The following is a 16371-nucleotide window of genomic DNA, read 5'->3' on the forward strand; positions in this document are numbered from 1 at the left end:
CACCCCGAAACGGCGTCAGGCATTGGCGCAAACCGTAACCATACGTAACATGAAGTCCCTTGCTACTCTGCAATAATTGGCGCCAGCCTGACGGCTGTCCACCGCACATCAAGCATCAGTAAAGGTCACACATATGTTCATCGTCTTCGGTTCACCCCGCTCAGGTACCACACTGCTCAAGGAAACGCTCAACCTGCACCCGGATCTGTTCATCCCGATGCAGACGACCCTGATCAGCACCAGCGCCCACCTCGCGGGCAGCATCTCGAACTGGAGCAAGGCGGCTGACGTCATTGCCCGAGCCCTGATCGCATCCGACGACTTCCCGGTCGTCTTCGGGCCATACTTCAACGAGAACGACATATACGACATCGTCAGATCAGCGGAACCCTCGCTCGCCGGCGTGCTTCAGTCCCTCTATGGTGAATTGGCCAAGCAGCTGGGCAAGCGGGAGTGCGGCGACAAGTCGCCGGACGACCTGCTTTCGATTCGAAAGCTCGAAGAGGTGAGGCTGCTCAATTCCCAGATGAAATTCATCCACATCGTTCGCGACGTTCGGGGATCGGTCGCCTCGCTGTTGAACGTCGACTGGGCGCCGACAGGCATCGAAGAGTACTTTCCACGCATCTGGAATTACACAAACTTGCATCTGTATCACGTACTCAAGGATCGACCCAATTACCTGCTCGTCCGCTACGAGGATCTCATCACGACCCCCTCGACAACGGTCGAGCACATCACGCGACTTCTCGGCGTTCCATTTCGCGCGTCCATGCTGGAGTCGAGTAGGCGCGGCCCTGAACTCCGCACCAACCCAAGTCACCTTAACCTCGCGCGACCGTTCCTGCCCGAACGCATCAGCGCGTGGCGCAACCAACTCCCGCCCGAGACGATCGAGCATTGCGAATACAGTGCACGAGAAGCAATGCGAACATTTGGTTACATGTGATGCATTTGCCGCATTCGAGTCCCGAATGCGGCAAATGCATCCCCAAACGCTATGAGATAATCGTTCGTTTTCCTCCCGAAGGCAGAACGAACCACCGTTGTCGCGCATCGCCTGCCCGAACGGGAGTTCGTCCCTACCCCGTGTTACGCCGCTTCCGCTCGCAGACCATGCAAAGCTCCAGTACCTCTCCGATGTACCTCCTGACATCGCTGGTAAAGAATCGCCGACTCATGTTTGACCTCGCGCGACGAGACGCGGTCGGTCGATACAAGGGATCGGCGCTCGGGATTTTCTGGTCGTTGCTGACGCCACTACTGATGTTGAGCGTCTACACGTTCGTGTTCAGCGGCGTGTTCAAGTCGAGGTGGGGCAACCAGTCGACCCCGGGATCGCACGGCGAGTTCGCGATCGTGCTGTTCGCCGGCATGCTGACGTTCAATATATTTTCCGAATGCGTGAATCGTGCGCCGTCCATCGTGCTGGCGAATACCAACTTCGTGAAAAAGATCATCTTCCCGCTCGAGATCCTGCCTTGCGTCACCCTGCTGTCGGCACTCTTTCATGCGTTCGTGAGCGTGACGATTCTCCTGGTTGCAGAATTCCTGATACAGGGGCACATCCCTGCGACGGCGCTACTGTTGCCCGTGGTGCTGGTGCCGCTCTGCCTGCTGATACTGGGAATCTCCTGGCTGCTGTCCGCGACTGGCGTGTATCTGCGCGACATCGGGCAGACGATCGGCATTTTCGTCACGGCGTTGATGTTCCTGTCCCCGATATTTTTCCCTGCATCGTCACTCCCCGCGAACTTTCAGCGGTTCATTTACTGGAATCCGTTGACCTTTCCGATTGAACAAAGCCGGAACGTCCTGATCTGGGGGAAACCCATCGATTGGTCGATGTGGGCCATCTATCTGGCGATCGGCCTGATCGTGTCGTGGATCGGTTTTGCCTGGTTCCAGAAAACGCGCAAAGGATTTGCGGATGTCATCTGAACACGTCATTCAGGTTACGTCGCTGAGCAAAGGCTTCAAAACGTATAGTCGGCCTTCGGATCGCCTGCGCCAGTCGCTGTACGGTTTCGCCGCCCGCCTGTCGCCGGTCCGCTCGCTCAGGACATGGTTACGCCACCGCGCCGATTCTGCCGGACGGACCTTTTGGGCCCTCCGCGACATTGACCTGACCATCTCTCGCGGCGAAACGGTCGGCATCATCGGCAGAAACGGGTCCGGCAAGAGCACGCTGCTGCAAATCATTTGCGGAACACTGTCGCCGACCGGCGGCGCTGTTCATGCAACGGGGCGAATCGCTGCGCTGCTCGAGTTGGGATCTGGCTTCGATCCCGAATACACTGGGCGCGAAAACGTCTACATGAACGGACAACTGCATGGCCTTTCGAAGGAACAGATTGACGAGCGGTTTGCGGCCATCGAAGCGTTCGCGGATATCGGTCATTTCATCGATCAGCCTGTCAAGACCTATTCGAGCGGGATGTTTGTGCGACTGGCCTTCGCCGTCATCGCGCACGTCGACGCCGATATCCTCGTGGTCGACGAGGCACTTGCCGTCGGAGACGCATTCTTCACGCAAAAATGCATGCGCTTCCTGCGTAAGTTCATGCAGACCGGGACGATCCTGTTCGTCAGTCACGACACGTCGGCCATACGAAGCCTGTGCACACGCGCCGTCTGGATCGATCGCGGAGCCATTGTCGACGAAGGTGACCCGAAAGACGTAAGCAACCGCTACCTTCAAGCCTTCTACGAATCACAGCAAGGCAGGAGCAGGATCGCCGCCGCACCATTGATCGCACGCCCCGACAGCGATGCCGAAACACGGCTGGACCAGCGCGCGCGGTTCCCGTTCCGTGATCTTGCCGTGCGCAATTTCACCTTTGATCCTTCGGGAGCCGATTCGCCCCCCGATGGCGCGGCAACCCTGCACACCGTAGAGCTTCTCAGGGAAGACGGCAGCCGGATGTTGTGGACCACCGGCGGAGAGATCGCGACGCTGTGCATCGAAGCATCCGCAGCGTGTCACATATCCGCCGCAGTCATCGGATTCACCGTCAAAGACAAGCTTGGGCGCCAGTTGTTCGGCGATCATACGTACTGGGCATCGTTCGATCAACCGCTCGACCTCTTGACGAATGAGCAGATCAGGGCGCAATTCACGTTCGTCATGCCGATCCTGACGCCCGGCGAATATGCTATCGACATCATCGTCGCAGACGCGACGTTATCGGGCAACCAGGTTCTGCTGCATCGGCACGATGCGTACATTTTCAAGTCCGAAGCCCCGTCCTCGTCGACCGGGCTGGTCGGGATTCCGATGCAGATTTCGATGTCTGTCGACGTTGCTGCTACGCCGCGGACCTAACACCCCCTGCCATGATTGACACTCCCCAACCGCCGACGCAATCCGGCACCGGGAACACTCCCGACAGCGACCTCGAACGTCAACTTGCCGACGCCGTCAAGCGAAACGAACTTCTGAACGAGCAGATGAAACAGTTGCACGCTCAAGTCAAGGACGGCGCCCTCGTACGAGCAGAGGCCGCAAGATTAAGAACCGATATCGACAAGATACGCAACTCGACGTCGTGGCGCGTCACCGCGCCCCTCCGACGCATCGGCCGGATCGCGCTTTCGATCAAGCTCGTCTTTCAGATCGCCTCCCGTCAGGTTGCGTTGCGCGGCGGCTATCTGAACGTCTTCCGCCACGGTCTCGCGACCTTTCGGCGCGAAGGCGTCCACGGCCTGCGCGCACGCCTGTCGCGACTGAGCAGCATTAGCGGTTTTGCGGACAGCTCATCATTGGACGAGCTCTATCACGCATGGATTGACCGATACGATACGCTTACCGAGCAGACACGGAATCAGGCCCTCGCCGAAATGGAGCACTTTCAAAGAGCTCCCCTGATCTCGATCGTCGTACCGACTTACAACAGCGACGCGCGTTTCCTGCAAGAGATGATCGAGTCGGTTCGATGTCAGCTATATCCACACTGGGAACTGTGCATCGCCGACGACGCTTCCACGTCAGAATCGGTGAAACAGATCCTTGAGGCGGCGAGCGACCAGGACGAACGAATCAAGGTCGTGTATCGAACCGAAAACGGACACATTTCCGCAGCAAGCAATAGCGCCCTTGCAATCGCGAACGGGGAGTTTGTCGCCCTGCTCGATCACGACGACATCCTGCCGGCCCACGCTTTGTTCATGGCGGTGAAATACATGAACAGATACCCGCGAGCCCGGATGTTCTATAGCGACGAGGACAAGCTCTCCGTCGACGGCAAGCGCTCCTCGCCGTACTTCAAGAGCGACTGGAATCCGCAGTTGTTTCTCGCTCAGAACATGTTCTCTCATTTCGGCATATATGAAACCGCGCTGGTACGTGAGGCGGGCGGATTCAGAAAGGGCCTCGAAGGCAGTCAGGACTACGATCTCGCACTTCGCTGCGTTGAATTGGCCGGGCACGACAGAGTCGTTCACATTCCGCACGTGCTTTACCACTGGCGAGTCGCCCCCGGCAGTACCGCGAACAGCGGAAGCGAGAAGCCTTATGCGCTGCTCGCCGCAATTCGCGCGCTTGAGGAGCACTTGGCGCGAACCCATACCCGAGCAACTGTCGAGCACCCGTGCGATCAGCATTCGACACTCCGGGTTCGGTACGCACTGCCTCAACCCGCGCCGAAAATTTCAATCATCATTCCGACCCGGGACGGGCTATCGCTGATCAAGCAATGCATCGACAGCATTCTCGCCAAAACAATCTATCCCGATTACGAAATCATCGTCATCGATAACGGCAGCGTAAAAACAGAAACACTGGTGTATTTTGAGTCGCTGAAGTCCGAACCGCGCATCCGCGTTATGCGCGACGACTCGCCATTCAATTACTCGGCACTGAACAATAGAGCCGCGGCCATCACGACAGGCGACTATCTCTGTCTCTTGAATAACGACATCGAGATCATATCGGCCGAGTGGCTGAATGAGCTTGTCGGCATTGCGTCTCAACCTGGAAACGGCGCCGTTGGGGCCGCGCTTTGGTACCCGAACGACACGCTACAGCACGGTGGCGTAGTCATTGGACTGGGTGGCGTGGCGGGCCACATGCACACGAAGCTTCCGCGCGGCAGCTTCGGCTATTTCTGCCGCGCTGCCGCCACCCAGAATCTGTCAGCGGTGACCGCTGCATGTCTGGTCATTCGAAAATCCATCTATATGGAAGTCGGTGGACTGGACGAGGAACTCTCGGTCGCATTCAACGATGTCGACTTTTGCTTGCGCGTTCGTGAAGCCGGCTATAGGAATGTCTGGACACCCTATGCCGAGCTGTATCATCACGAGTCGGCCACACGTGGCTCCGACATGGATCCGGATAAGTATCTGCGTTTCGTCGGCGAGGTGAGATGGATGGAGAAACGCTGGGGCGCTCACCTCGAGCTTGATCCAGCCTACAACCCCAATCTGACGTTAAGCGGACACGATGCGCCGTTCGCTTTCGCCGATCCGCCTCGAATCGGTATGCTGGACTGAAGGGCAGGCGCGGCGCTCGCCGTTTCACGCTTGCGTCTCGGCATTCCCCATCCACTCTCGGTTGCGAAAATCGAGCAGGATGCGCCCTTAGCGGCAACGCGGTGCCCCGAACGACTCCTGCCGGAGGATCACAAAAACGTTCGGGCCGTCTGCAGGTCGATACGGATACATACGAACGCCAGGTAGCCTGGGTGCAAGCGGACCCGGTTCCCGACCGGTCTGGCCGGAAAAGCCCGGCTGTATAATCAATCGACATCGCCAACCTGCGGAAACGCCGCATTCCGGAATTTCCGCGCGTCGCTAACACACTCACTCAGGCAACTCGATCTTGTCGCTTCGCTCCGACGCAATCGTCGTTACTTACGAACCCGATGTCACTGCGCTATCGAGCCTCATCTCGACCCTCTCGCCGCAGGTCAACAGGATAGTGATCGTCGATAACGGCTCGACCAATCTGAACGACTGGCATCACATTCTGCCGGCCACCAACATCCATGTGCTCGACCAAGGCGTCAACACCGGTATTGCCGCAGCCCTGAACACCGGGTTCCGGACGGTACGCGAGTTCGGCACGGCCGAATTCGCGGTGCTATTCGATCAGGATAGCTCGCCATCCAACACAATGGTTGACCAGCTCGAGCAACACCATGACGAGCTCGCACGGCAACATCGGCCGGTTGCGCAGATAGGTCCGTACTTTTTCGAACAGAACCGCGGTCATTACCTGCCATTTATCGAATTTGTGTATGGCATTCCGCGGCGCAAACATGCGCATGACGATGTGCGCTGGACCACTGCCGATTATCTGATCACGTCCGGCGCGCTTGTTCCGCTCCCGGCCTTTGATCAGGTCGGCATGCTCGACGAATCGCTCTTCATCGACTACGTCGATATCGAATGGGGATTGCGCGCGAAGGCGGCCGGCTTCCAGAGCTACGGCGTGTATGACGTTCGCATGCATCATGCAATCGGAGAAAAAGCCCTGAAGCTCGCCTCGCTTCGACTTGCGATGCACAAGCCGATTCGTCGGTACTACTATTATCGCAACGCGCTGTTGCTATGCCGCCGCCGGTACATCCCGATCGCCTGGAAGATTCACGAGATTGCCCGGCTTTCCGTCAAGTTCTGGATCTTCGCCCTGTTCTCCCGACATCGAGCTGCCGATGTCGGGATGATGATCAAGGGAATGCTCGACGGACTGCGCGGCCGTGGCGGCAAATACGATAACCGCCGCCGCGCAAACGCCCGCTGACAGCCGCTAATCAGCGCCCTGCCAAGCAGAGACCGAGCGCTTCTTTCCAATCGGGAGCACGCAAGCCGAACGCTTCTTGAAGCTTGTCCCCGGACATTCGCGAATTTGCCGGACGCGTCGCCGGCACCGGATACTCTGCCGTCGAAATCGGCAGCACGATCGGCCGCGTTTCTCCGCCCGCCAGTTCGAATATTGCCGACGCAAAACCGTGCCAAGACGTTGCCCCGCTCGCACTCAGGTGATAAACGCCGGATCGCTCGCTCCACCATTGCGTCACGTCTTGCGCCGAGTTCGCCTGAGCGACAACGTGCGAAGTCAATGTCGCGATCGTGTTGCTCCAGGTCGGGGCGCCAATCTGGTCGGACACCACCTTCAGCTCGCTTCGCTCCGTGCCGAGACGAAGCATTGTCAGCATGAAATTGCGTCCGCGCGCGCCATAGACCCAACTCGTGCGGAAAATCAGATGCGCCGCGCCGGACGCAGCGATTGCCGCTTCGCCCGCGAGTTTCGACTCGCCGTAGACATTCGCCGGACAAGCCGGATCAGTCTCGACGTACTCGCCGTTCTTGGTACCGTCGAATACGTAGTCGGTGGAGTAGTGAATCAAGGCCGCGCCCAATTTGCGTGCTTCCTCGGCCATTACACCCGGCGCCACGCCATTGATTGCCATCGCAAGATCGCGTTCTTGCTCCGCCTTGTCCACGGCTGTGTACGCAGCCGGATTGACAATCAGGGTCGGCCGTATCTCACGGATCACAGCGCGTATCGAATCAGGCAGTGAAAGATCGAGTGCGCTGCGATCGACGGCGAAAACCGTACCTAGCCCCTGAAGTGTACGCACGAGTTCAAATCCGACCTGGCCGTTGACGCCGGTCACCATGATGCGTTGCGGAATGCGGCCAGCGCCCATGTTGCGTGCTCCGCTCATGCGAAGACTTCCGCTTCGGTGAGACGCTTGCCCGCCGCATCCTTCGCGGCCAGCAGCGGCTCGAAGTCGATCGGCCATTCGATCCCGACTTCCGGATCGTTCCAGACGATGCTGCGCTCGTGCTCCGGGAACCAGTAGTCGGTCGTCTTGTAGAGGAATTGCGCGGCATCCGACAACACGACGAATCCATGCGCGAAGCCCGGCGGCACCCACAGCTGACGATGATTGTCGTTCGAAAGCACGACACCGACCCATTTGCCGAAATTCGGCGAACTCTTGCGAATATCAACCGCGACGTCGAAGACCTCCCCTTCCACGACGCGAACCAGCTTGCCCTGCGCATGTTGAATTTGGTAATGCAGCCCGCGCAGCACACCCTTCGAGGAGCGCGAATGGTTGTCCTGAACGAACTCGATACCGGGTTCCACCTGCTCGGCGAATTCACACGCATTGAAGCTCTCGTAGAAGAATCCGCGTGCATCACCGAATACTTTCGGCTCGATGAGCTTGACTTCGGGCAACGCCGTTGCCGTTACTTGGATGGCCATGCGACTTGATCCGTGAGAATGTTCTTGAGGTATTGTCCGTAGGCGTTCTTCGCGAGCGGCTGTGCCAGCTTGAGGACTTGCTCGGCATCGATCCAGTGTTTGCGGTACGCAATTTCCTCGGGACAGGCAACCACAAGCCCCTGCCGCTTCTGCAGCGTCGCGATGAAACTCGCGGCTTCGATAAGCGAATCGTGCGTGCCAGTGTCGAGCCATGCATAGCCGCGGCCCATGATTTCGACGTTGAGCGCACCTTCGTCGAGATAGCGCGAATTGACGTCGGTAATTTCCAGCTCGCCGCGCGGCGACGGCTTGATGTCCGCCGCGATGTCGCACACACGGTTGTCGTAGAAATACAGGCCCGTCACTGCGTAGTTCGAACGCGGCTTCGCAGGCTTCTCCTCGATCGACAGTGCGCGGAATCCCTTGTCGAACTCGACGACGCCGTAACGCTCCGGGTCGTGCACGTGATAAGCGAACACCGTTGCACCGGCCTCCTGCGCATGCGCCCGTTCGAGCTGCTTGGCGAGATCATGGCCGTAGAAGATGTTGTCGCCGAGAATCAGCGCCGACGAATCGTTGCCGACGAACTCCTTCCCGATGATGAACGCCTGCGCGAGGCCGTCTGGAGACGGCTGCACCGCATACTGGATGTTCATCCCCCACTGGCTGCCGTCACCGAGCATCGTTTCGAAGCGCGGCGTGTCCTGCGGGGTTGAGATGATCAGGACGTCGCGGATACCTGCCACCATCAGCGTCGACAGCGGATAGTAGATCATCGGCTTGTCGTACACGGGCAAAAGCTGCTTCGACACGACGTGCGTGATCGGGTACAACCGCGTGCCGGAACCACCGGCGAGAATGATGCCTTTACGTGCCATCGCGTCAATCCTCAAGCGCGCTGCGTGTAGTTGGTCTCGACCCAATTGCGGTACTCGCCCGACGCCACTTCGTCGGCCCAAACCTGATTGTCGAGATACCAATTGACCGTCTTTGCAAGGCCCGTTTCGAATGTCTCCGCCGGCTTCCAGCCCAGTTCGCGCTCGAGCTTGCGCGCGTCGATCGCATAACGGCGGTCGTGACCGGGACGATCCTTCACATAGGTGATCTGGTCGCGATATGAGCCAGCCGCCTTCGGCCGCGCTTCGTCGAGCAGATCGCACAGCGTATGCACGACGTCCAGGTTCTTCTTCTCGTTCCAGCCGCCGACGTTGTACGTCTCGCCCGGCGCGCCGCGCGCGAGCACCTCGCGAATCGCGCTGCAGTGATCGCCGACATACAACCAGTCGCGTACGTTCTGGCCGTCGCCGTAGACGGGCAGCGGCTTGCCGGCGAGCGCGTTCGCGATCATCAGCGGAATCAGCTTCTCGGGAAATTGATACGGACCGTAGTTGTTCGAACAGTTCGTCGTCAGCGTCGGCAAGCCGTACGTATGGTGATACGCGCGCACGAGATGATCGGAGCCCGCCTTCGTCGCCGAGTACGGGCTATTCGGCGCGTACGGCGTCGTCTCGGAGAACTGCGGATCGGTCGCCGACAGCGAGCCGAACACTTCGTCCGTCGATACGTGCAGGAAGCGGAACGCGGCCTTCGCGTCGGCATCGAGCCCGCTCCAGTACTGGCGCGCGGCCTCGAGCAGCGTGAAGGTGCCGACCACGTTCGTCTGCACGAAATCGGCCGGACCGTGAATCGAGCGATCGACGTGGCTTTCGGCTGCGAAGTGCAGGATCGCGCGCGGCTTGTGCTGCGCCAACAGCGCGTCGATTGCGGCGCGATCGCAGATGTCGACGCGCGCGAACACGTGCTTCGGATTCCCCTGCAACGACTTCAGCGTGCCGAGGTTGCCCGCGTACGTCAGTTTGTCGACGTTCAGCACCGCCTCGCCGGATTGCGCCAGCCAGTCAAGCACGAAGTTGGCGCCGATGAAACCGGCGCCGCCCGTTACCAAAATCATGGGATTCCTTTGCTGAAATTGGGAGTCGGTCAAACAACCGGCGTGATGTCAGCATGGCCGGCATGTTCGGGAGAATGCCGTTGGTCGCTCGAGTCTCGCCGCCGGTTGTGGCCGCGTGGCTCGATCGAACCATGCGCCCAAGTCGGCAGCGCACAGCTGCTGCCCCACAAGGCGGCAATTATACGGGCAAGGAAGTGAAAAAACATCCCTCTAACATCTTGAAACAGCTCGGGAAGTTTACTCGCAACGCAATATTTTCGAGAACGTTTCTACCGCAGCGATCGCCGGCGGCTTGAATTTTCTCCGTCGCCAATCGACTCGGATCGATGTGGTTTCTTGTGATACCGTGGACCCGATTTCGTCACGAATGCAAAGGAATGACAAATTTATCCAGCAGCCCGCCCCTCGCCTTCGGCGACCTCCAAGGCTGCCACGCCGCCTACCGGCAGCTCTTCGACAAGCTCTCTCCAGCGGCCGACACCCCACTCTGGTTTGCAGGCGACCTCGTCAACCGAGGCCCAGCGTCGCTCGCGACGCTGCGCGAGGTAGCCGCGCTCGGCGAACGCGCGATCACCGTGCTCGGCAATCACGATCTGCACCTGCTTTCGGTCGCGGCCGGCATCCGCACGCTGAAGCCGAGCGACACGATCGGCGAGATCCTCGACGCGCCCGACGCCGACGACCTGGTCGAATGGATGCGCCACCGGCCGTTCGCGCACTTCGAGCGCGGCATGCTGATGGTGCATGCAGGCGTGCTGCCGCAATGGGACGCGACGCTCGCGCTCGAGCTCGCCGACGAGCTGCAGCGCGCGCTGCGCGCGCCGAACTGGCACGACACGCTGCGCAATCTATACGGCAACGACCCCAATTGCTGGAGTCCGAATCTGAAGAAGGCGGACCGGCTGCGGGTCGCCTTCAATGCGTTCACGCGCATCCGCTTCTGCACGCCCGACGGCGCGATGGAGTTTCGGGCGAACGGCGGTCCCGCGTCCGCGCCCGCCGGCTATCTGCCGTGGTTCGACGTGCCGGGACGAAAAACCGCCGACGTCACGATCGTATTCGGCCACTGGGCCGCATTGGGACTGATGCTGCGCGACAACCTGGTCGCGCTGGATTCGGGATGCGTATGGGGCAATCGGCTGTCGGCCGTGCGGCTCGCCGACGACCCGGCCGCGCGCCAAGTCACGCAAGTCGCGTGCGAGCGCTGCGGCGCAGCGGACGAATAGCCGGACTGGCAGCGCCGCCGCGCGACCGCGGTCGCCGCGCTTACCCTTCGCGGCGCGGCACCGCGTCGACGCCGATCTCCGGGTCGGCCATGCCTTCGGATTCGCCGGCCGGCTCGGCGGGCGCCGGGTACGCGGCCGCCGCGAGCCGCGCGAGATCCGCGTCGAACGGCCGCTCGACGGCGCGCTGCATCTGCGCGAGCGCGTCCGCGACCGCGGCGCGCGCGAGTGCGGCCATCTCGCGCCGGTCGCCCGTCGCAACGATCGGCGCGCATACGAATAGATGCGCGGTGAGCGGCCCGCTGTTCAACACCCTATCGAGCGACTGGCCGAGCGACAGATCGCCGACGTACGCAGGCGCGACCGACTGGCGGCCGCGCGCGTCCTCGTACATCAGGCAGATCGGCTGCACCGCGCAGCCCGCCGACACCACCGCCTGGAACATGTTCGAATGGAACGGCAGCAGCCCGAGACCATCCGATGTCGTGCCTTCCGGAAACACGCACATCAGCTCGCCCTGGCCGAGGCGATCGGACAGCTCGTGCATGATCCGCTTCGCCTCGCTGCGCTTCTCGCGCTGGATGAACACGGTTCCCAGGCGCTCGGCGAGCCAGCCGACAACGGGCCATGCACGCACCTCGGCCTTCGACACGAACGGCGTCGGACGCCATGCGTTGATCACGTAGATGTCGAGCCACGACACGTGGTTGCCGACGACAAGCACGCTCGCATCGAGTCGCGCCGCGTCGTTGTGCACGACGAGCCGCATCCCGCAAAGCTGCAGCATCTTCACGGTCCAGCGCCGCGTGATCTCCTGGCGGCGCTCCGGGGTCGCGCGCTTGAATCGCAGCGCGATGATCGCCATCCCGCGCAGCAGATGCAGGACGAGGCGCGCCTTGCGTAGGGGTCTCATGATGTGGCTCGCGTCAGCGGCGCTCGAACGCGACCTGGCCCGCGACGAGCGTCGCGCCTACCTGTGCGGGCAGCTCGTAGCCGAGGAACGGCGTATTGTGGCCCTGGCTTTTCAGCGCACGCGGCTCGACGCGCCAGTGCGCATTCGGATCGAACACGCACAGGTCGGCCGGCGCGCCTTCGTCGACGCGGCCGGCGGGCAGCTTCAGCACGCCTGCGGGTGCCGAGCTGATTTTCGCGAGTGCGCGCACAAGCGGCACGCCCGCCTCCTGCGCCCACTTCACGGTCAGCGACAGCAACAGCTCGAGCCCCGTCGAGCCCGGCGTCGCCTCGGCGAACGGCAGCAGCTTCTCGTCGTCGTCGACGGGCGTGTGATCCGAACAGATCGCGTCGATCGTGCCGTCGGCGAGCGCGGCGCGGATCGCTTCGCGGTCGCGCTCGGTGCGCAGCGGCGGATCGAGGCGGAACTGCGCGTCGAAGTAGCCGATGTCGACGTCGATCAGATGCAGGTGGTTCGCGCCGACGTCGCAGGTCACGGGCAGGCCCTCGGCCTTCGCCGCGCGCACGAGCGCGACGCCCGCCGCCGATGACAGCCGCGCGATGTGCACGCGCGAGCCCGTCACGCGCATCAGCTCGAAGAGCGTGTGCAGCGCGATCGTCTCGGCCGCGACCGGCACGCCCGACAGGCCGAGCCGCGACGCAACGGGCCCGCTCGCCGCGACGCCGCCCTTCGCGAGAAACGCGTCGACGGGCCGAAGCCACACGGTGTAGCCGTAGGTGCTCGCGTACTGCAGCGCGCGCAGCAGCACCTGCGTGTCGGAGACAGGTACGTCCGCCTGCGTGAAGCCGATGCAGCCCGCCTCGGTCAGCTCGACCATCTCGGTGATGATCTGCCCTTTCAGCCCGACCGTCAACGCGCCGAGCGGATACACGTGCGCCTGATGCAGATTGTGCGCGCGGAACTTCAGCATCTCGACGAGGCCCGGCTCGTCGAGCACGGGATCGGTGTCGGGCGGGCAGACGAGGCTCGTCACGCCGCCCGCGACCGCCGCGGCCATTTCCGATTCGAGCGTCGCCTTGTGCTCGTAGCCCGGCTCGCGCAGCCGCGCCGACAAGTCGACGAAGCCCGGTGCGACGATCATTCCGGTCGCGTCGATCGTCTTCGCCGCGTTGAAATCGGCCGGCATCGCGCCGATCGCGGCCACCTTGCCGGCGGCGACGAACACGTCGGCCTGCCGTTCCGTGCCGGCCGCCGGATCGATGAGCGTGCCGCCTTTGATATGAATCTTCATGCGCTGTCTGTTGATGCGTTGAATGCGTTGATTTCGTCGAGTTCGATGCGCGCGCGGGTGTCCCGCGGCGCCGCGCACGTCAGTCGTTCGTGCCGGCGACGATCCCCATCACGGCCATCCGCACCGCGATGCCGAACGTCACCTGGTTCAGGATCACCGATTGCGGGCCGTCGGCCACCTGCGAGTCGATCTCGACGCCGCGGTTCATCGGCCCCGGATGCATCACGATCGCGTCGGGCGCGGCGAGCGCGAGGCGCTCGGGCGTCAAGCCCCAGCTCTTGAAGTATTCCTGCGCGGACGGCAGGAGCGCGCCGCTCATCCGCTCGTTCTGCAAACGCAGCATGATGATCACGTCGACGTCCTTGAGGCCCTCGTCGAGGTTGTGGAACACGCGCACGCCCATCTGCTCGAGACCGCCCGGCAGCAGCGTGCGCGGGCCGATCGCGCGCACTTCCGGCACGCCGAGCGTCGTCAGCGCATGGATGTCCGAACGCGCGACGCGCGAATGCAGGATGTCGCCGACGATCGCGACGCGCAGCTTCGTGAAGTCGCGCTTGTAGTGGCGGATCGTGTACATGTCGAGGAGGCCCTGCGTCGGGTGCGCATGACGGCCGTCGCCCGCGTTGATCACGTGCACGTGCGGCGCGCAGTGCTCGGCGATCAGGTACGGCGCGCCGCTCGACGCGTGACGCACGACGAAGAGGTCGGCATGCATCGCCGACAGGTTGTTGATCGTGTCGAGCAGCGACTCGCCCTTGCTCGTCGACGATGCGTTGATGTTCAAGTTGATCACGTCGGCGGACAGCCGCTTCGCGGCGATCTCGAACGTCGTGCGCGTGCGCGTCGAGTTCTCGAAGAACAGATTGAACACCGACTTGCCGCGCAGAAGCGGCACCTTCTTCACTTCGCGGTCGGTCACGCTGACGAACTGCTCGGCGGTGTCGAGAATCTGGTTGACGATCGCGCGGGGCAAGCCCTCGATCGACAGCAGATGCTTGAGCTCGCCGTTCTTCGTGAGCTGCGGATTGCCCTTCAGGAAGCCGTAGCGAAAGCGCTCGGCGGGCGCGGCCGCGGCGGGATTGCCGGTGCGGCCGGAGGTGTCGGTCGTCATGATGTGCGTGATTCCAACGTGTTGCCAAACGGCGCCCGGAGCGCGATGCGCGCGGGCGGCCGGAATGCGTCGCGCGCGTCAGCCGGCGCGCGCCTCGGTGCGAAGCGTGAATTGTCCCGCGTCGGTGCGCTCGAGCACGAGCGTCGCGTCGGCGTCGACGTCGAACGCGCCGCCGACGAAGCGCGCCGCGATTGGCAGCTCGCGCCCGCCTCGATCGGCGAGCACCGCGAGCTCGACGGCGGCGGGCCGCCCGTAGTCGTACAGCTCGTTGAGTGCTGCGCGCACCGTGCGTCCGGTGTACAGCACGTCGTCGACGAGGACGATGTGCCGCCCTTCGACTTCGAACGGCAGCGACGTCGGGCTCGCCTGGCTGTGCAGCCCCTTCTTCGCGTAATCGTCGCGATGCAGCGCAACGTTGACGACGCCGAAGTCCGGCGCGTTCAGGTCGCGCGCGAGGCGCTCGGCGAGCCATGCGCCGCCGCTGCGGATGCCGGCCAGCACGGGGCCGCCGGATTCGGCGAACGCGGTTTCGCCATAGGCGCCGCGAATCTGGTCGAGCAGGACGCGGTAAAGCGCCTCGGCGTCAATTGAACTCATGATGATCGGGCAGTTCGTCGAGGTATTGTTGAAGGATGATGCGGGCGGCTTCGGCATCGACACGATCCGCGCCGCTGCCGTGCGCGCGCAGATCCGCGCGTGCTTCGACCGACGAGTAGCGTTCGTCGACCCAGCTCACCGGCAGGTTGAAGCGGCCGTTCAGCTGATTGCCGAAGCGCTTCGCCTGCTGCGTCATTTCGTGCGGCGCGCCGTCCGGATGAAGCGGCAGGCCGACGACGAGCGCATCCGGCTTCCATTCGGCGATCAGCTCGCCGACTGCCTTGAAGCGGTGCTCGCGATTCAGATTGGGAACGATGACGAGCGCGCGGGCCGTGCGGGTCAGCAGATTGCCGACGGCCACGCCGATGCGCTTCTCGCCGTAGTCGAACGCCAGGAGCGTCGCGTCGCGCGAAAGCGCTGCGCTCATGCGTGCCCTGCCTCGCCCGATAGCATCGACGAGCTCACGCCGAGCAGCCCGAGCGCCGCTTCGAAGCGCTCTTCGGCGGGCGTGTCGAACACGATCCGCGGATCGGCGGCAACCGTGAGCCAGCCGTTCTTCGAAATCTCTTCCTCGAGCTGCCCCGCGCCCCAGCCGGCATGGCCGAGCGTCAGCAGGAAACGCTTCGGGCCCGCGCCCGTCGCGACCGCCTCGAGCACGTCCTTCGACGTCGTCATCTCGAGCCCGCCTTCGACCGTCATCGACGAGTTGTACGAACTGCCCTCGACGGGCTCGTGCAACACGAAGCCGCGCTCGGTCTGCACCGGGCCGCCGAAGTAAACGGGGATGTGCAGGAGCGGCTCGATCTCGAGCTTCAGATCGATGCGGTTGAACAGCGACTCGAGATCAATGTCGGTCGGGCGATTGATGACGAGGCCGAGCGCGCCGCGCTCGCTGTGATCGCAAAGATAGACCACCGTTCCTGAAAACGTCGGATCCGCCATGTTCGGCATGGCGATCAGGAACTGGTTGGTAAGGTTGATGCGATCGGAACTCTTTGGCATGGTTTGAATTTTAGCAAAGACCTCGCGACGTGACGGACGCCGCTTGTCGCGGCCTCGCACGC

Annotated in this window: 16 protein-coding genes; 6 read left to right on the forward strand and 10 right to left on the reverse strand. The window is 62.3% G+C overall.

The features are described 5' to 3' along the window. The first annotated feature begins 133 nt into the window (after positions 1-133). The 5 genes from WS69_RS08640 (at position 134) to WS69_RS08660 (ending at position 6745) form a co-directional block, all read left to right on the forward strand. Positions 134-949, forward strand: coding sequence for a sulfotransferase family protein (locus WS69_RS08640; RefSeq protein WP_059470369.1), 816 nt, complete (start codon positions 134-136; stop codon positions 947-949). 167 nt (positions 950-1116) lie between these two features. Continuing rightward, positions 1117-1941 carry an ABC transporter permease gene (locus WS69_RS08645; RefSeq protein WP_059470453.1) on the forward strand — a complete coding sequence of 275 codons (825 nt, stop codon included), beginning with the start codon at positions 1117-1119 and terminating at the stop codon, positions 1939-1941. Next, positions 1931-3325: an ABC transporter ATP-binding protein gene (locus WS69_RS08650; RefSeq protein WP_059470370.1), complete on the forward strand. Its 1395-nt coding sequence runs from the start codon at positions 1931-1933 to the stop codon at positions 3323-3325. Before WS69_RS08645 ends, WS69_RS08650 begins: the two co-directional genes overlap by 11 nt. An 11-nt stretch (positions 3326-3336) precedes the next feature. Next, positions 3337-5493 (forward strand): glycosyltransferase family 2 protein, encoded by a 2157-nt coding sequence (locus tag WS69_RS08655; RefSeq protein WP_197419231.1) that lies wholly within the window; start codon positions 3337-3339, stop codon positions 5491-5493. Positions 5494-5821: 328 nt separating this feature from the next. Then, positions 5822-6745, forward strand: a complete 924-nt coding sequence (locus WS69_RS08660) for a glycosyltransferase family 2 protein (RefSeq protein WP_082716050.1) — start codon at positions 5822-5824, stop codon at positions 6743-6745. Positions 6746-6755: 10 nt separating this feature from the next. Here the strand turns inward: WS69_RS08660 and rfbD are convergent, their stop codons facing one another. The 4 genes from rfbD to rfbB are packed head-to-tail and all read right to left on the reverse strand — an operon-like array spanning position 6756 to position 10172. Beyond that, positions 6756-7673, reverse strand: coding sequence for a dTDP-4-dehydrorhamnose reductase (gene rfbD, locus WS69_RS08665; RefSeq protein WP_226382772.1), 918 nt, complete (start codon positions 7671-7673; stop codon positions 6756-6758). Then, a complete protein-coding gene (gene rfbC / locus WS69_RS08670) occupies positions 7670-8221 on the reverse strand; it encodes a dTDP-4-dehydrorhamnose 3,5-epimerase (protein ID WP_059470373.1) in 552 nt (183 codons plus the stop codon). The genes rfbD and rfbC overlap by 4 nt, the downstream gene beginning before the upstream one ends. Then, positions 8206-9099, reverse strand: a complete 894-nt coding sequence (rfbA, locus tag WS69_RS08675) for a glucose-1-phosphate thymidylyltransferase RfbA (protein ID WP_059470374.1) — start codon at positions 9097-9099, stop codon at positions 8206-8208. The genes rfbC and rfbA overlap by 16 nt, the downstream gene beginning before the upstream one ends. Positions 9100-9110: 11 nt before the next feature. Beyond that, positions 9111-10172, reverse strand: coding sequence for a dTDP-glucose 4,6-dehydratase (rfbB, locus tag WS69_RS08680; RefSeq protein WP_059470375.1), 1062 nt, complete (start codon positions 10170-10172; stop codon positions 9111-9113). Positions 10173-10549: 377 nt separating this feature from the next. Here rfbB and WS69_RS08685 point away from each other — a divergent pair, with 377 nt between their 5' ends. Next, complete coding sequence (locus WS69_RS08685) at positions 10550-11398, forward strand: symmetrical bis(5'-nucleosyl)-tetraphosphatase (protein WP_059470376.1); 849 nt, start codon at positions 10550-10552, stop codon at positions 11396-11398. Positions 11399-11438: 40 nt separating this feature from the next. Here WS69_RS08685 and WS69_RS08690 read toward each other — a convergent pair whose 3' ends face one another. The 6 genes from WS69_RS08690 to WS69_RS08715 form a co-directional block, all read right to left on the reverse strand. Continuing rightward, positions 11439-12308, reverse strand: a complete 870-nt coding sequence (locus WS69_RS08690) for a lysophospholipid acyltransferase family protein (RefSeq protein ID WP_059470377.1) — start codon at positions 12306-12308, stop codon at positions 11439-11441. Positions 12309-12321: 13 nt separating this feature from the next. Further along, on the reverse strand, positions 12322-13599 hold the full coding sequence (locus tag WS69_RS08695; RefSeq protein ID WP_059470378.1) for a dihydroorotase: 1278 nt from the start codon (positions 13597-13599) through the stop codon (positions 12322-12324). A 79-nt stretch (positions 13600-13678) separates the two neighbouring features. Then, a complete protein-coding gene (locus tag WS69_RS08700) occupies positions 13679-14710 on the reverse strand; it encodes an aspartate carbamoyltransferase catalytic subunit (protein WP_010105896.1) in 1032 nt (343 codons plus the stop codon). Between the two features lie 78 nt (positions 14711-14788). Beyond that, complete coding sequence (gene pyrR, locus WS69_RS08705) at positions 14789-15307, reverse strand: bifunctional pyr operon transcriptional regulator/uracil phosphoribosyltransferase PyrR (RefSeq protein ID WP_059470379.1); 519 nt, start codon at positions 15305-15307, stop codon at positions 14789-14791. Continuing rightward, on the reverse strand, positions 15294-15734 hold the full coding sequence (gene ruvX / locus WS69_RS08710; protein ID WP_059470380.1) for a Holliday junction resolvase RuvX: 441 nt from the start codon (positions 15732-15734) through the stop codon (positions 15294-15296). Before ruvX ends, pyrR begins: the two co-directional genes overlap by 14 nt. Further along, positions 15731-16309, reverse strand: coding sequence for a YqgE/AlgH family protein (locus tag WS69_RS08715; protein WP_059470381.1), 579 nt, complete (start codon positions 16307-16309; stop codon positions 15731-15733). Before WS69_RS08715 ends, ruvX begins: the two co-directional genes overlap by 4 nt. Between the last annotated feature and the right edge of the window lie 62 nt (positions 16310-16371).

This window comes from Burkholderia sp. BDU5 (assembly GCF_001522845.1).
Taxonomy (GTDB): domain Bacteria; phylum Pseudomonadota; class Gammaproteobacteria; order Burkholderiales; family Burkholderiaceae; genus Burkholderia; species Burkholderia mayonis.

Excerpts from the sequence above, each read along its gene's own strand:
- WS69_RS08640 (WP_059470369.1), top strand. The coding sequence starts at position 134 with ATGTTCATCGTCTTCGGTTCACCCCGCTCAGGTACCACACTGCTCAAG.
- WS69_RS08645 (WP_059470453.1), top strand. The coding sequence starts at position 1,117 with ATGCAAAGCTCCAGTACCTCTCCGATGTACCTCCTGACATCGCTGGTA.
- WS69_RS08650 (WP_059470370.1), top strand. The coding sequence starts at position 1,931 with ATGTCATCTGAACACGTCATTCAGGTTACGTCGCTGAGCAAAGGCTTC.
- WS69_RS08655 (WP_197419231.1), top strand. The coding sequence starts at position 3,337 with ATGATTGACACTCCCCAACCGCCGACGCAATCCGGCACCGGGAACACT.
- rfbD (WP_226382772.1), bottom strand. The coding sequence starts at position 7,673 with ATGAGCGGAGCACGCAACATGGGCGCTGGCCGCATTCCGCAACGCATC.
- rfbC (WP_059470373.1), bottom strand. The coding sequence starts at position 8,221 with ATGGCCATCCAAGTAACGGCAACGGCGTTGCCCGAAGTCAAGCTCATC.
- rfbA (WP_059470374.1), bottom strand. The coding sequence starts at position 9,099 with ATGGCACGTAAAGGCATCATTCTCGCCGGTGGTTCCGGCACGCGGTTG.
- rfbB (WP_059470375.1), bottom strand. The coding sequence starts at position 10,172 with ATGATTTTGGTAACGGGCGGCGCCGGTTTCATCGGCGCCAACTTCGTG.
- WS69_RS08685 (WP_059470376.1), top strand. The coding sequence starts at position 10,550 with ATGACAAATTTATCCAGCAGCCCGCCCCTCGCCTTCGGCGACCTCCAA.
- WS69_RS08690 (WP_059470377.1), bottom strand. The coding sequence starts at position 12,308 with ATGAGACCCCTACGCAAGGCGCGCCTCGTCCTGCATCTGCTGCGCGGG.
- WS69_RS08695 (WP_059470378.1), bottom strand. The coding sequence starts at position 13,599 with ATGAAGATTCATATCAAAGGCGGCACGCTCATCGATCCGGCGGCCGGC.
- WS69_RS08700 (WP_010105896.1), bottom strand. The coding sequence starts at position 14,710 with ATGACGACCGACACCTCCGGCCGCACCGGCAATCCCGCCGCGGCCGCG.
- pyrR (WP_059470379.1), bottom strand. The coding sequence starts at position 15,307 with ATGAGTTCAATTGACGCCGAGGCGCTTTACCGCGTCCTGCTCGACCAG.
- ruvX (WP_059470380.1), bottom strand. The coding sequence starts at position 15,734 with ATGAGCGCAGCGCTTTCGCGCGACGCGACGCTCCTGGCGTTCGACTAC.
- WS69_RS08715 (WP_059470381.1), bottom strand. The coding sequence starts at position 16,309 with ATGCCAAAGAGTTCCGATCGCATCAACCTTACCAACCAGTTCCTGATC.